A 15,234-nucleotide genomic window follows, 5' to 3' on the forward strand; every position below is an offset into this window, starting at 1 on the left:
ACCGGCATATATGGCCAAAGAGGGTAGTTTGTCGTCTTACCAACGCAGTGCGCGTGGGCCGCAAAGCCTGGCGCTGCTGGTGCTCCTGGCGTTTCTGGGCACGGTGGCGGCGGCGGATGCCAAGGGCCCGTCGGCCCAACTCATCGCGACGGTCGCAGCGGCCGAGGGACATATCAATGCGGGCGAGCACGCTGCAGCCTACGATTTGCTGCTGCCGCTCGAGGAGGAGGGGCAGGCCGTGCCTCGCTACAATCTCGCGCTCGGCGTGGCAGCCCTCGCATTGCGGCACGATGACATCGCGCTGCGCGCGTTCCGGCGTCTCGAGGCAACCGATCCCGAGCGTGCCGTCGTGCGCTTTGGTCTCGCGCAAGCGCTTTACCAGTCGGGCGAGCTCGATGAGGCCGAGGAGAGATTTCGCGCAATCGCGCAAACAGCCGCGAGCGAGAAGGATCGCGCCGCTGCGCAGAATTACCTCAAGCGCATTGCCGGTGAGCGACGCGCTGATCGCCGCTACAACGTCAACCTCGGGCTCGCAGTCGGCTATGACAGCAATGCCAACTTCGCCACGGCAGATAACGAATATCTCGGTCTGCCGATACGCCCGGAGGATGTCAAGCAGGACACGGCATTCGCCGAAGCGCGCGCCGACCTTGGCATCAGTCATCGCTTCTCGGACGATCGGCAATTGCGCGCCAAGCTGGCTGCCAGTTATCGCAGCAATCCGGATGCACCCTTCGTCGACCAGGGTGTTGCGGGGCTGGAACTCGCCTATGGTTACAGGCTGGGCGCCTGGCGTGGCGCCGTTGTCGCGGACTACCAGCAACGCTGGCTCGACAATACCGAATATCGCGAGGAAATCGGTGGCGAGTTGCGCTTCGACCGCGCACTGCCTCGCGGCTGGCTATTCGGCGTGGTCGGTCGCGCGGCCCGGCTCGACTTCAATGCCCCCCGCTATATCCTGCAGGACGCGAACCGCTATCTGTTGGCGCTGTCTGCCGATCATCGCGACTGGTGGCGCAAAGGATCGGTGACTCGATTAACGTTGTTCGGCGGCGGCGATGAGGTCAGCCGTTTCGGATCGCCCTATGGCAATCGTCGTTTTGGCGCGCGCAGCGGCGTGAGCCTGCCACTCGCAGGCAAGACCCGGTTCAGCGCCGAAGTGCTTTACTCCTGGATACGCTACGACAATGCACGCGGGTTTCTCGGTGAACGGCGGGTCGATCATCTGGGATTCGCGCAGCTCGCGCTCGAGATACCGGGGCGCCTGTGGCATGGCGCAACCCTGGTGCCGAGGCTGCGCTACATCCGCAGCAGCTCCAGCGTCGACCTGTACGACTATGACCGGCTGGAAGCCACGCTGTTTCTGGTGCAGTCGCTCTAGGAAAAACCTGCGCCGATCGGTACGTCCGCGCCCGTGCTGACTGCACAGGGCTTCACCTAGAAGATTCGCCTGCCCTCACCGTCCGGTTGCAGTGAGCGACTCACGATGGGCCGATCATCCACCGCCTGCGCGTTCGCGGCCGGACAAGCGCCACTTGCGAGCCAGTTCAGCCCAGCCGCGGTGAGTGGATCCTGCACGCTGTCCTGATCGCTGGCGAGGTCATCATTCACCGGACAGAACGTATCGGTGTAATTGGCATCCGGCAAGCCGGCGAAATAATCGCCGGTACCATCGCGATTCAGCGTCTGAAACGCGACCAGGCGCAGGCGCAGATCGCAAGCAGGCGCATCGAAGGCATTCTGGCCGACCGGCTTGCCGAAGCTGCGAGCCCCGATCATTGCAACGTCCACATAGGGATAGAGCGAATTGATCAGGATTTCGCTTGCGGAGGCAGTCGAGGCAGTCGTGAGAAACGCGATGCGCTGTGCGCCTATCGCTTCCGGTTCGGCCCGAAAGGTCACTGTTTGCTCGCTGGCCGCCTGCAGCGGATTCAGTCGCGTACGGTAGAGCACTTCCTGGGTACTGCGTTCGGCCGAGAGGAGATTCGCGAGCAGCTGCGCAATGCGCACCAGGCCACCGCCGTTGTAGCGAATATCAACGATGACGTCGGTCACCGAGTTGGCGCGAAATTCCGCGAAGGCGCTGCGTAACTGGGCTTCGGCGGTGCCGATGAAGCTGCGCAGCTGCAGATAGCCGACAGGTGGCAGGCCGGGTTGCGCAATGAGTTGCGTGAACGGCACCGCATTCAGGTCGAGCCGGTCCTTCGCGACCGACCGTTCGACGGTCGCACCTCCCGCTGTCAGCACGGAGAAGATCCGCGTGACGCCCGGTTCATCCGGCCCGAGTGCATTGTTGAGGCCATCGACGCTTGCGAGCACCGTGGCTACCGGCGTGAGCGTCGCGGTGGTCTCGCCGATGGCGAGAATCTCATCGCCGCGCCGGAACCCGGCGGCGGCAGCGTTCGAGCCCTCGAAGACCTGCACGATGAACAGGCGCAGCCCGGGCCCGCGTTGGGCGAACTGCACGCCGAAGGCGACGGTGGCGCCGCCCTCGATGAGATTCAGCTCCCCGGAAATCGTGGTGATGCTGCTGAAGTTGCGGTCGAGACCCTGGGCGCGCGCGGTAGCCGTCAGCGCATCGAGCACTGCTTCACCGCTCGCATACTGATTGACGTCGATGTTGGTAGGCAGGAGTTGCGGGAACAGATAGTTCTCGCGCGCACGGTCAACGATGAACTGCTTGAGTTCCGTCTGCTGGCAGGCATCCTGGCCGCAACCGCCGAGCATCAACAGCAGGGCCGGGAGCGCCGCGCGCCTATTTGCGCAATTCATCGCGCAGCGTCCGCCGCAGGATCTTGCCGACGTTGGTCTTGGGCAGTTCGTCGCGGAAATATACGTGGCGCGGCACTTTGTAGCCGGTCAATTCGTCGCGGCAATGCTTGATGATATCCGCCGCAGTGAGTGCCGGATCCTTGCGCACGACGAACACCGCCACGACCTCACCCGAGCGCTCATCCGGCTGGGCGACTGCGGCGACTTCCAGGACACCGCTGTGTTTGGCGATGACGTCCTCGATCTCGTTCGGGTAAACATTGAAGCCCGACACCAGGATCATGTCCTTCTTGCGATCCTGGATGTAAACATAGCCACGTTCATCCATGCGGCCGATATCGCCGGTCCTGAACCAACCACCCGGGATCATGACCTTTTCGGTCTCGTCGGGGCGTTGCCAGTAACCGCGCATCACCTGCGGACCGCGCACGCAGATCTCGCCGACTTCGCCGATACCGAGCGCGTTGCCAGCGTCGTCGCGGATCGACACTTCCGTGGAGGGTATGGGCAGGCCGATCGAACCGTTGTAGTCCTCGCCGACGGGATTGATGCAGGCGGCCGGCGAGGTTTCCGTCAGACCCCAGGCTTGCGTGAGTACGTTGCCGGTGACCGCCTTCCAGCGCGCAGCAACGGCTTCCTGCACGGCCATGCCGCCGCCGAGTGTGACGGTCAGCTGGCTGAAATCGACCTTGTCGAAATTCGGCGTGTTGAGCAATGCGTTGAACAGGGTATTCACACCACTCACGAACGTCAGCTGGTACTTGCGCAGCTCGGTGACGAAGCCGGCAAAATCGCGCGGATTCGCAATGAGCAGGTTGCGAGCGCCGAGGCGGGTGAACAGCAGGCAGTTCGCCGTCAGCGCAAAGATGTGATAGAGCGGTATCGCCGTCACCAGCGTGATCTCGCGTTCGCTCGCGCGCAGGGCATCGTCAATCCAGGCATTCGCCTGCAGCACGTTGGCGACCATGTTGCGATGGGTCAGCATCGCGCCCTTGGAAACACCGGTGGTGCCACCGGTGTATTGCAGGAAGGCGAGGTCGTCGTGACCGACAGATACGGCCGGCAGCTGCAGTGCCCGGCCTTGCGACAGGACATCGCCAAAGTGCCTGGCACCCGTGATCTGCCAGGGTGGAACCTGTTTTCTCACCCGACGCACGATGAAATTGACGAGCCAACCTTTCAATCCGCCCAGCATGTCCCCGACACCGGTGACGATGACATTGCGTACCTCGGTCGCGTCGATCACTTCTGCGAGGACGTGCGCGAAATTCTCCAACACGACGATGGTCTTGACGCCCGCGTCGTGCAGCTGATGCTGGAGTTCGCGCGTCGTATAGAGGGGATTGGTATTGACGACCGTCAGTCCGGCGCGCAGAGCACCCATCATGACGATCGGGTACTGCAGGATGTTCGGCAGCATGATCGCGATGCGGTCCCCGGCCTGCATGCCGCCGCGGGTGAGCAGCCATGCGCCGATGGCTGCGGAGGCTTCGTCCAGTTCCGCGAAACTGAGATCCCGACCCATTTGCACGTAGGCGGTGCGTTCGGCAAAGCGCGTCAGCGACTCCTCGATCAGGGCCTTCAGCGAGGGGTAGATAGCCGGGTCGATTTCGTGCGGGACTCTTGCCGGGTAGGACTTGAGCCAGGGCTTTTCGATGCCGTCGCCTGTCATTACTTCGCCTTTGCTTTGGAGAGCAATATTTTCAGTTTCGGCCAGGCATTCTGCAGCAACGTGGCCTGAGCCGCTGCCCCGGGGTGCAGACCATCAGGCTGCATCATGCCCGGTTCCAGCGCAACCCCATCGAGGAAAAACGGCACGAGCTCGACATCCGGCGACTGCGCGAGTTCAGCATAGAGCGCGGCAAAGGCATTGCCATATTCTTCGCCGTAGTTCGGCGGCAGTCGCATGCCGAGCAGCACAACTCGCGCGCCGGCGCGCCGGCTGAGCTTGATCATCTGGGCGAGATTGGCACGGGTCGTATCGAGCGGCAGGCCGCGCAGACCATCATTGCCGCCAAGCTCGATGATGACGATTGCCGGGCGGTGGCGTTGCAATGCCCGCGGCAATCGATTGCGCCCGCCCTCGGTGGTTTCACCGCTTACACTGGCGTTGACTACCCGGTAACCGTAACCTTGGGTGCGCAGCCGCGCTTGCAGCAGGCTAACCCAGCCCTGTTCCGCGGCGATACCATAGGCGGCACTGATACTGTCACCCACTACCAGAATTGTCGGCGCCAGCGCCCTGGTCTCGGCGGTGGTGCCAGTCAGGCTGAGCGTGCCGCCGTAAAACCCGAGCAATATGAGCGAAGATAAAAGCGTACTCAAAGCCCTGAACCTCGTGCGTGAGGTTACCAGTCCGGAGGGACCGCTGACCATCGTCGATGATGTTTCGCTCGATATCGCCGCGGGCGAGACGGTCGCAATACTGGGTCCTTCAGGCGCCGGCAAATCGACATTGCTGGCGCTCCTTGCGGGCCTCGACGCCCCGACCAGCGGCGAGATCTGGCTCGCCGGCACGCAATTGACTGCACTCGATGAAGATGGTCGTGCCCGGCTGCGCGCCAGCAAGGTCGGTTTCGTATTCCAGTCTTTTCATCTCCTGCCCGCCCTTACGGCGCAGGAGAACGTACTGCTGCCCCTCGAATTGTCCGGCGCGAAGGATGCACGCGAGCGTGCCCAGGAAGCTTTGCAACAGGTAGGGCTCGAGCGCCGCCGCGGCCATTATCCGCGCCAGCTCTCGGGTGGCGAACAACAGCGCGTCGCGCTGGCGCGCGCGTTCGTTACCCGTCCGGCCATTCTCTTTGCCGATGAACCTACCGGCAACCTCGATAACGCAACCGGCGAGCGGGTTGGTGAGCTCCTGTTTCAATTGAATGCCGCCAGCCAAACGACGCTGGTACTCGTCACTCACGATGCGCCGCTTGCGGCGCGTTGCGCGCGGCGCATGCAAATGCAGTCCGGGCGCTTGTTCGACGATGGGCGCACGGCATGAACTCGCTGCGCTTTGCATGGACCGCGTTGTGGCGCGAGTGGCGTGCCGGCGAATTGTTGATTCTGATCGCGGCGCTGTCCATAGCCGTTGCCGCACTCACCGGAGTCGGGTTCCTGGTCGGCCGCATCGATGCGGCGGTCGCCTTGCAGGCGAGCGAGATCCTGGCCGGCGACCTGCGGCTCGAGTCCACCGAGCCGATCGGCGCGGCCTATGAGCAGGAAGCCGCCCAGCGCGGCATTTCGAGCGCGCGCATCACCCAGACGCTGACGGTCGTGCTCAATGGGGACCGCACCCAGCTCGCGAATCTGTTCGCCGTCGGCGCCGGTTATCCGCTGCGAGGTGTGGTCCGGATCGCGGACCAGGCGTTTGGCGCGGCGCGAATTGCCGACGATCGGCCGGGCGCAGGCGAAATCTGGGCCGACTCGCGCCTGCTCGCGGCGCTCGGCGCCGACCTTCATAGCGAACTCGCAATCGGCCGGGCGCGATTTCGTGTCACCGCCGTGCTCGTATCACGGCCGGATCAGGGTGCGACTTTCTCCGATCTCGCGCCATCGCTGCTCATGCAGGGCGCCGATCTGGCGAAGACGCAATTGATCCAGCCCGGCAGCCGCGTGCGCTATGCGCTTACCTTCGCCGGCACGGCCGGCGCGATTGCGGGCTTCCGGGCCTGGCTGGACGGCGCCCGCGCGCCGCGCGAGCGGCTGCAGGATGTCCGCCAAAGCGCGCCGCAGGTGAGCAATTCTGTCGAGCGCGCCGGACGCTTCCTGAGCCTCGCCAGCCTCGTCGCGGTATTGCTGGCCGGCGTTGCCGTGGCGATGGCGGCGCGCCGCTATGTACAACGTCACCTCGATGCCGTTGCGCTCATGAAGACCCTGGGTGCGACGCGTCGCTACGTGCTGGTCGTGGCGCTGTGGCAACTCATCATCATGGCCGCGATCGCCATCGCGCTCGGTGCCGGGCTTGGGTTCGCCGCCCAGACAGCACTCCTTTATCTTTTGCGCGACTTGTTCGCCACCGCATTGCCGCCGGCAACTCCGGGACCGCTCCTGCTCGGCGCCGCAACGGCCGTGGCCGTCCTTTGCGGCTTCGCTCTGCCGCCACAACTGCAGCTGACCCGCGTGCCGGCGATACGCGTGTTGCGCCGTGACTCGGGGCCGCCGCCGCCCTGGCTGTGGGCGGCGTTCCTGCCGGCGCTTGCGGCCGTGGTTTCGCTCATCTATGTCGTCCTGCGCGATACGCAATTGGCGGCGGGTTTCGTCGCCGGCATGACTGCCTTCGCCCTGATATTGGTTGCCGCGGGGCTGTTGCTGCTGCGCTTGAGCGCCTCATTGCGCTCCCGCGTAGGCATCGCCTGGCGATATGGTCTTGCCAATCTTGCACGGCGACGGGCGGAGACATTGCTGCAGCTGGCGGCTTTCGGCTTTGGCCTGTCGGTACTGCTCCTGCTCGGCATCGTTCGCGGGGAGTTGCTGGAGGACTGGCGTCGCAGTCTGCCAGCCGATACACCCAACTATTTCTTCATCAATATCCCGCCCACCGAAAAGGATGCCCTGCAGGATTACCTGCAATCGGTCGGCGCGCGAACCACACGCATGCTGCCGATGATCCGCGCGCGGCTCACGGCGATCAATGGCGTGGCCGTCGAAGAGCGACCCTTCGGGTCACGTCGCGGAGAAGGCTTCGCTTCGCGCGAGCAGAACATCACCTGGGCGGCGCAGCCGGGCGAGGGCAACCAGGTGATCGCGGGCAGCTGGTGGAGCGAGGCGCAGTTCGCAGCGCCGCTGGTATCGCTCGCCAGCGAGTTCCAGGAAGGGCTCGGCGTCGGCATTGGCGACCAACTGACCTTCGATGTCGCGGGCGAGATCTACGAAGTGCGCGTCGCAAGCATACGCCGTGTCAAATGGGACAGCTTTCAACCCAATTTCTTCATCGTCTTTCCGCCGCGCCTTCTGCAGGATGTCGCAGGTACATGGATGACAAGCGCCTACTATCGACCGAGCAACACGCGTGATATCGCCAATCTGGTCCGGCGCTTCCCCAGTGTGTCAATATTCGACATGGCCGACCTGCTCGGACAAGTGCGCCGTATCATCGACAAGGCGGCGCTGGCCGTACAGGCGGTCTTCCTGTTCACCATGTTCGCGGGATTGACCGTGCTGCTGGCTGCAGTCCAGGCGAGCCGCGAAGAGCGACGATTCGAGGCGGCAATACTGCGCACGCTCGGTGCGAGTCGCGCGACCATATTGCGCGGCGTGCTGGCGGAGTTCCTCACCCTCGGGGCACTGGCCGGCTGTCTCGCGGCCGCTGCCGCCAGCGTCGGCGGCTATGTGCTTGCCCGGCGTATTCTCGACCTGCACTTTCAGTGGCATGCCTGGGTGTGGGTCGCGGGAATCGTCGGCGGGGCCGTGATCGTCGGCGCTGCCGGGTTTCTGGCCACGCGCAGTGCCGTGGCGCGTGCACCGCTCCTTGCCCTGCGGGCCGGCTGAGCGATGAAGCAGGCAGCGTCGTCGCGGCCGAGACCGTCGATGGTCGGTTGGTACGATCCACCCATATTGGTGCGCTCGGCGCTCAATCTCACGCTGGCGAACCTGTTTGGGCGCCACTCCGATACCCGGTTGATCGAAGCACTGGCGTCGCAGCCGCAGGGCTACTTCGACTACCGCCACGATGAAGGCGAGCTGTGGATCGATTACGTCGCCGACATCGGCGATGGCTGGAACCCGACCTGCGGCATTGCGCATGCGATTGCCGCGAAGGAGCAGGCGCTCCAAACCGCTGCCGGCGAGCATATCGTCACCCGCGGCGGGCGACTGTTGATCTTCGGTGGCGACGAGGTCTATCCCTACCCATCACGACTCGCCTACGAGCAACGCACCGAAGCGCCCTACACCGCGGCATTTCAGTCGCACGGGCGCTGGCCGGAGCTCTTCGCCATACCCGGCAACCACGATTGGTACGACTCACTGGTCGCATTCACACGCGCGTTCTGCCGTCCCGAGCGAGGATTCGCGGGCTGCCGTACGCAGCAGACACGCAGCTATTTCGCGTTGCGCCTGCCCGCCGACTGGTGGCTGCTCGGCATCGACCTGCAGCTCGGCGCGGAATTCGATGAGCCGCAGGTGCAGTACTTCCAGACGATGACGCGCGAGTTCAACGAGCGCACTCGCGTCATCATGGCGGTGCCCGATCCGCAGTGGATCTATGCGAACGAGTATCCCGAGTATGCAAGCTACGAGGATGCGACGCTCCGATTCTTCGAGGAACAGGTCATCAAGCGCGCGGTTGACGTGTATGTCACCGGCGATCTGCACCTCTATCAGCGCCATGCCAATGCCGCAGGCACGCAGAAAATCGTCTCTGGTGGCGGCGGTGCCTTCCTCCACCCCACGCATGCACCCGATGCGAGCCATCTCGCCGATGGTTTCGAGCGCAAGGCCATCTATCCGCCGCCCGAGATCAGCCGGCGGCTATCCTGGCGAAACCTGTTGTTGCCGTTGCTCAATCCCGCGAGCTGCAGCATCACGGCTGTGCTCTATTCACTGTCCGCCTGGTTTGCAGCTGCGAGTATCGGACGCGACGATGTCGTGAGTTTTGGCGCGGCGCTGGCGGCGGCGCTCGGTGCCGCCGTGCGCTCGCCTTTCAACGGTCTGTGGCTGATGCTCTTCCTGGCGGCGTTCGTCTTTTTTACCGACACCCATGCACGCTGGTATCGGCTGCTCGGAGGTCTGGGGCACGCCGCAGCGCACCTGTTCGGCGCATTCTGCACCGGCTGGCTCGCGATCATCGTCACGACGCGCTGGCTCGAACTGCCGTTTGGCTCCGCCGCCCAATTCCTTGCCAGCGTACCGTTCACGCTGATCGGCGGCGCATTGCTCGGACCGTTGATCCTCGGCATCTATCTGCTGATTTCGCTCAATGTCTTCGGCCGCCATTCCACCGAAGCGTTCTCCAGCCTACGTATCCAGGATTACAAGCAGTGGCTGCGCATGCGCATCGACGCTGCTGGCAATCTCGATCTGTACGCAATCGCACTCGATCGCGTGCCGCGGCACTGGCGCGAGATGTCGAAGTCCGGAGCGGTTGAACCGGATGATCCGCTGGCCAGTGCGCCTCGGCTTGTCGATTACGTGCGCGTGCCGGGGCGAGCGGGCCGTGGCAACTAGCCGCGAATGGCGATGCTGATCCAGGCCGCCGGGTGGGCCTGGCCTTTCCAATCCAGGGCTTCGATCGTGAAGTTGTAGCGGCCCGGACCGAGCGCCGAGCTATTGAGCCCGAGGCGCAGATGGCCGTTGGAATCCTTGCGCACATTGTGCAGGACCATGACCCTGCCCTGGTCGACGCGATCGACCGTGATGCGAAACAAAGCGGCCTTCGACCACGATACGTCGATCTTGAAATCGGCGAGTTCCGCGCCCTCGGGGCTGCCGATGCTCGCCGCAGCGTGGCTGCCAGGGCCAGTGCGCGAGGGAATCAGCAACATGGTCCGTTTGCGGGTCGCAGGCAGCAGCGGCTGCTCGATGACTTGCTGTTGCAGGGCGAGGATGCGCGCATCGCGACTGTCGACCCGTGTGGTCTGCACGATTGCAACGATGGCGAGCACAAGTGCGAGACCTGCCATCGCGAGCAGTACCGGCAGCTTCTGCCAGGACTTGATCTGTGGCTGCTGCCAGGGTTCGGGCTTGCCGCCCTGTTCGAGCAGGCGCAACCCCTTGTTGACACGTTCGGGCAGGCCGATGGCGTCGAGCAGGTCGGGATTATCGCGACAGAAACGCTCGAAGTCGCTGACCCCACGCGGTGGCAGTCGGCCGCCCAGGTAGCGCTCGACGATCTGATTGTCGCGAATGAAGCCCGGGTCCATCGCGCCGGCGGCGGGCGCAGCTACTTCGACGTCAGGTTGTTCAGTCTTGCGAGTTGCAGCTTCCATGAGGGTTGCGGGGCATCGCGAAATGGTTCCCGTCGCGGGCTAGGGCGTTGCCGGGTGGCTGCAGGTTGCTGCGCCATGCGCGCCAGCAGCGCTGTCCGCCACTGCAGGTTTTTCAGTGGTTCGTACATGAATCGATAATGTTGGTTATGCTGCCCCTGCCGGCGGCGTACTGATGGGTGCTGGCTCACAATTCACCTTTGGACATAAGCCAAGGAACGCGATCTGTCTCGCAGATTGCCGGCTTCGCGCCGCGAAACCCGATTCTGGCAGTGCCGCGTTAAACGCTGATGTCAGACAACAGGACGAGGACACGATGAACTCGAGCAAACGACTACTGGCGGCGGCCTCCGCCGCGGCGCTCGCGATTGGCAATGCGGGAGCGGCCGACGAGGACAACACTGCGATCACAATCTACAGTTCCGCGCGACCGGGGGCGGTTCCTGCCGAGATGTATCGGCCACTGCCAGGCATGGGTTCGCCGAACGCAATGTCGGTGCCCGGATATGCCCTGGTTCGCCAGGAGCGTCCGGTGCATATCGATGCAGGCCGCTCGGAGCTGCGCTTCACAGACGTCGCGGCGTTGATCGATCCAACGACAGTGACCTTCACCTCGCTCAGCGACGCCGATACGCGGGTGCTCGAGCAGAACTTCCAGTTCGACCTGGTCTCATCGGACAAGCTGCTCCTGAAGTACATCGATCGACCGATTACCGTGGAGCGCAATGTCGGGAATCAACCGAGCACATTGAGCGGAACGTTGCTGTCGGCCTATGGCGGGCTCGTGTTGCGCGGCGACGATGGCACGATCCACTCGTTGACAGGCTATTCCGCAGTGCACTTCCCCGATCTGCCGGGCGGGCTCAATACGCGGCCAACCCTGGTGTGGGACGTCTTCTCCAGGCGTGGCGGCGAGCAGCGCACGCGCGTTACCTACCAGACGGGCGGCATGACCTGGTGGAGTGATTACAACCTCATCTTCACGCCCGGCAGGGACGCCAACAGCGGCAATCTCGATTTGAGCGCATGGGTCAGCATCATCAACCAGTCAGGTGCGAGCTACGAGAATGCGCGACTGAAGTTGATCGCGGGCGACGTGCACCGCGCCCAGGCGGTGGCGCCCGCCATGAAGCGGACGCGGGCGATGGAGATGGCGGCGATGGATGCCGCTGCCCCGGCGGGATTCGAGGAGAAGAGTTTCTTCGAGTTTCACATGTACAGCCTGGGACGGCCGACGACGCTGCCGAACAATTCCACCAAGCAGATCGAGTTGTTCGATCGCGCGGCTGCGATTCCAGCACGGAAGATACTGCTCTACTACGGGATGCCCTATCCGTATTACTTCGACTCTCCCTACACGGACCGGGACCTCGGCGTGCAGATGAACAAGAAGGTCGACGTGTATCTGCAATTTCGCAACGACAAGCAGTTCGGGCTTGGCGTGCCGCTGCCTGCGGGCCGGATCCGTGTCTCGCAGCTGGACAGCGCGGATGCGAGTCTCGAGTTCATCGGCGAAGACGTCATCGACCACACACCCAGGGACGAGGACGTGCGTATCAAGCTCGGTTCGGCGTTCGATGTCGTGGGCGAGAGGCGCCAGGTCGATTTCGCGATCGACACCAAGGCGCACTGGATCGAGGAGGAGATCGAAATCAAGCTGCGCAACCACAAGGACGAGGCGGTCGAGGTACTGGTGAAGGAAAACCTCTATCGCTGGAGCAACTGGCGCCTCGTTACGAAAAGCCAGGACTACGTCAAGGAGGATGCGCGAACCATCCACTTTCCGGTGCGGGTGGCCAGGGATGGCGAAGCCACGGTGCGCTATCGCGTTCGCTATACTTGGTAGACGATGTACCGACAGTCCTTCGATCAGGAAAATCTCAACGCAGCGCTCAAGGCGGACTCGCCTTTTGCGCTGGAGTTGAGTCGCGGCGACATCGCGATGAAGTTCCCGTTGCCGCTCGAGAAGGAATTTCGCCTGTTCTTTCTCGAGCGCATACGGCAACGCGCACGTGCCTGGTTGCTGGCCGTTGCGCTGGTGGCGCTGCTGACGACGATCGTCCGCTATGCGATGGGCACGAACTTCGGCTGGAACCTCGAGACCGCCCTGCGTCTCGGCCTGTTGTTGCCGGTAACGGCCTGGCTGGCGGCGGTCGCCTGGACCCGCCGTTTCGATGAAAAATACCTCGCCACCGCGGCGCCGTTGTGGATCGTATTCAATCTGGTCACCGCATCGCTCGTCGCACTGCTCGTGGTCGATGGTCGACCCGAAGCGCTCACCTTCCTGACAACCGCCCTGTTCGGCAGCTTCGTACTTGCGGGGCTGCTGTTTACCGATGCGGTAATCGCGGCGGCCCTCGGAATCCTGGGCTATGTGACCGCGGCGTGGCTGTTCGGCATGTCGATCGGCAAACTCGCGTTTGACAGTGGCCTGCTCCTCCTGACTGGAGTCATCGCGGCCTATGCGGCTTATCAGACCGAGGTGTCGATCCGGCAGATCTTCCTCGAGCACGGCGTGCTCGGCGATCTCGCCGAGCGCGACAGTCTGACCGGGCTGCGTAATCGTCGCGCCTTCGATGATCACCTGCGCAGGGTGTGGCAGCAGAGCCTGCGCGACCGGACCGCGCTCGCGGTGCTGTTGATCGACATCGACCAGTTCAAACTCTACAACGACAATTATGGTCACCAGGAAGGCGATGGCTGCCTGCAACGTGTCGCGGCCCTGTGCCGGCAATTCGCGCGCCGGCCGCTCGATGTCGCGGCACGCTATGGCGGCGAGGAACTCGCCATCGTGCTGTACCAGGTCGACGCGGCGCAGGCGACGCAGATCGCCGACGATCTGCGGCAGGCCGTCGAATCGGCACGAATCGTGCACGAGCATTCCAAGGTCGCTCCTGTCGTCACCGTGAGCATCGGCGTTGCATGGATTCCGCCCGGACTACGGCGCAGTCCGGAAAATGCCATCAAGATCGCGGACGATGCGTTGTATGCCGCGAAGCTCGCGGGTCGTAATCGCGTCGAAATCGCCGGTAACGGGAACCACGATCCGCTTCGCGAGCCGCGTATACTCGCCTGAACCATCTCCCGGGATAACAACCAACGCGAGCCGTCTTGGGCGCAACGTTTGCCGGCAAGGTCGTTTTGATCACCGGCGCCTCCTCAGGGATCGGCGCTGAGCTCGCCCGCGCCCTGGCGGGTCTTGGCGCCGAGTTGATCCTGCTCGCGCGACGACGCGAGCGCCTCGAATCGCTTGCCAGCGGCTTGCGCGCAGCGGGTGCCGCCGTGGAGGTGATTGCCGCCGATGTAACGGTCGATGGCAGTCTCGCCGACGTGGTTTCGCAGCTCGGCTCCCGCGGCAAGGTGCTCGATATCCTGATCGCCAACGCAGGTTTCGGCGTTGCGGGCCGGTTTCAGGAACTGTCGCTCGCCGATTACCGCCGCCAGTTCGAGACCAACGTGTTTTCGGTCCTGCGCGGGATCTACGAAGCGCTGCCGGCGCTCAAGGCGAGCAGCGGCCAGGTCGTGATCATGGGCAGTGTTGCGGGATTCGTGGCGATGCCGGGGGCATCCTGCTACGCGATGAGCAAATTTGCGGTGCGGGCGCTGGCCGAATCATTGCGTGGCGATCTCGCGCAATACGGGATTGCAGTCACGCACATTGCGCCGGGCTTCGTCGACTCGGATATCAGGCGCACCAATAACCACGGAGAACTGCGGCCTGATGCACCGGATCCGGTGCCGGCGTGGTTACGTGTGGATACGGCGCGCGCCGTGCGCGCCATGCTGCCTGCCATACGCAAGCGCAGGAGCGAGGCCATCATCACCGGCCACGGCAAGGTCATCGTCTTCCTCGCGCGCCATTGTTCCCCCTGCTGGCGATGGCTGACCTCGCGACCCGGCGTCCGGGCGCGACGCGAGCCGGGCCGGCAGGCCGCGCCGTGACGACACAGCGACGCGGTGCCATGCTGCACGCGGATGGCCGCCATCGTTGCGCCTGGTGCGGCACCGATCCGTTGTACGTCGATTATCACGATCGTGAATGGGGCGTTGCCGTGCATGACGACCGGCAATTGTTCGAAATGCTGTGTCTGGAGGGCGCGCAGGCGGGCCTCAGCTGGATCACGGTGCTACGCAAGCGCGACGGCTATCGCCGAGCATTCGCGGAATTCGATCCCGATGAGCTCGCGCGCTGGCCGCAACGCAAGCTCGATGCGCTGATGCGCGATCCCGGCATCGTTCGAAATCGCCTCAAGATCGCAGCCGTGCGCAGCAATGCCCGCGCCCTGCTCGCACTCAGGGACGAAGGCCGCAGCTTTGCGGAATTCATCTGGCAGTTTCAGCCGCAGGGCCGGCGCCGCCGGCCGCGCTGGCTCAGCGACATTCCCGGCAAGACGGCCGCGAGCGATGCCATGAGCAAGGCATTGGCGAGGGCCGGCTTCAAGTTCGTAGGCTCCACCATCTGTTATGCATTCATGCAGGCCGTGGGTATCATCGACGATCATCAACTGAAGTGCTGGCGGGTTCGCCGAACCTGAGCCCGCGCAGAGAG

The 15,234-nt window shown here is 63.8% G+C and carries 12 protein-coding genes; 8 read left to right on the plus strand and 4 right to left on the minus strand.

Features of this window, described 5'->3' with window-relative positions; all coding sequences use genetic code 11:
* The first annotated feature begins 28 nt into the window (after nt 1–28).
* Entirely contained in the window at nt 29–1,381 is a 1,353-nt protein-coding gene (locus R3E77_01120) for a porin family protein (GenBank protein MEZ5498007.1), read from the plus strand.
* 56 nt (nt 1,382–1,437) lie between these two features.
* Here the strand turns inward: R3E77_01120 and R3E77_01125 are convergent, their stop codons facing one another.
* Genes R3E77_01125 through R3E77_01135 form a run of 3 tightly spaced genes read right to left on the minus strand, consistent with a single transcriptional unit; the run spans nt 1,438 to nt 4,989 of the window.
* Nucleotides 1,438–2,772, minus strand: coding sequence for a S41 family peptidase (locus R3E77_01125; GenBank protein ID MEZ5498008.1), 1,335 nt, complete (start codon nt 2,770–2,772; stop codon nt 1,438–1,440).
* Nucleotides 2,756–4,444 (minus strand): long-chain-fatty-acid--CoA ligase, encoded by a 1,689-nt coding sequence (locus R3E77_01130; GenBank protein ID MEZ5498009.1) that lies wholly within the window; start codon nt 4,442–4,444, stop codon nt 2,756–2,758. The genes R3E77_01125 and R3E77_01130 overlap by 17 nt, the downstream gene beginning before the upstream one ends.
* Nucleotides 4,444–4,989, minus strand: coding sequence for an arylesterase (locus R3E77_01135; GenBank protein ID MEZ5498010.1), 546 nt, complete (start codon nt 4,987–4,989; stop codon nt 4,444–4,446). Before R3E77_01135 ends, R3E77_01130 begins: the two co-directional genes overlap by 1 nt.
* Before the next feature lie 82 nt (nt 4,990–5,071).
* Between R3E77_01135 and R3E77_01140 the strand changes: the two genes are divergently transcribed.
* From R3E77_01140 to R3E77_01150, 3 genes are read left to right on the plus strand one after another with little or no spacing between them, the layout of a single operon-like run.
* Entirely contained in the window at nt 5,072–5,764 is a 693-nt protein-coding gene (locus tag R3E77_01140) for an ATP-binding cassette domain-containing protein (protein MEZ5498011.1), read from the plus strand.
* Complete coding sequence (locus R3E77_01145; protein MEZ5498012.1) at nt 5,761–8,250, plus strand: FtsX-like permease family protein; 2,490 nt, start codon at nt 5,761–5,763, stop codon at nt 8,248–8,250. The genes R3E77_01140 and R3E77_01145 overlap by 4 nt, the downstream gene beginning before the upstream one ends.
* Nucleotides 8,251–8,253: 3 nt before the next feature.
* Nucleotides 8,254–9,927 carry a hypothetical protein gene (locus R3E77_01150; protein MEZ5498013.1) on the plus strand — a complete coding sequence of 558 codons (1,674 nt, stop codon included), beginning with the start codon at nt 8,254–8,256 and terminating at the stop codon, nt 9,925–9,927.
* On the opposite strand, the gene R3E77_01155 is transcribed toward R3E77_01150, so the two are convergent.
* Nucleotides 9,924–10,688: a hypothetical protein gene (locus R3E77_01155; GenBank protein MEZ5498014.1), complete on the minus strand. Its 765-nt coding sequence runs from the start codon at nt 10,686–10,688 to the stop codon at nt 9,924–9,926. The two genes, R3E77_01150 and R3E77_01155, sit on opposite strands and share 4 nt — an antisense overlap.
* Nucleotides 10,689–11,001: 313 nt before the next feature.
* Here R3E77_01155 and R3E77_01160 point away from each other — a divergent pair, with 313 nt between their 5' ends.
* Genes R3E77_01160 through R3E77_01175 form a run of 4 tightly spaced genes read left to right on the plus strand, consistent with a single transcriptional unit; the run spans nt 11,002 to nt 15,220 of the window.
* Nucleotides 11,002–12,531 carry a hypothetical protein gene (locus tag R3E77_01160; protein MEZ5498015.1) on the plus strand — a complete coding sequence of 510 codons (1,530 nt, stop codon included), beginning with the start codon at nt 11,002–11,004 and terminating at the stop codon, nt 12,529–12,531.
* Between the two features lie 3 nt (nt 12,532–12,534).
* Complete coding sequence (locus R3E77_01165) at nt 12,535–13,761, plus strand: GGDEF domain-containing protein (GenBank protein ID MEZ5498016.1); 1,227 nt, start codon at nt 12,535–12,537, stop codon at nt 13,759–13,761.
* A 35-nt stretch (nt 13,762–13,796) separates the two neighbouring features.
* On the plus strand, nt 13,797–14,627 hold the full coding sequence (locus tag R3E77_01170; protein ID MEZ5498017.1) for an SDR family NAD(P)-dependent oxidoreductase: 831 nt from the start codon (nt 13,797–13,799) through the stop codon (nt 14,625–14,627).
* Entirely contained in the window at nt 14,624–15,220 is a 597-nt protein-coding gene (locus R3E77_01175; protein ID MEZ5498018.1) for a DNA-3-methyladenine glycosylase I, read from the plus strand. Before R3E77_01170 ends, R3E77_01175 begins: the two co-directional genes overlap by 4 nt.
* Nucleotides 15,221–15,234 lie beyond the last annotated feature (14 nt).

The sequence above is a fragment of the Steroidobacteraceae bacterium genome (genome assembly GCA_041395505.1).
Lineage (GTDB): Bacteria > Pseudomonadota > Gammaproteobacteria > Steroidobacterales > Steroidobacteraceae > JAWLAG01.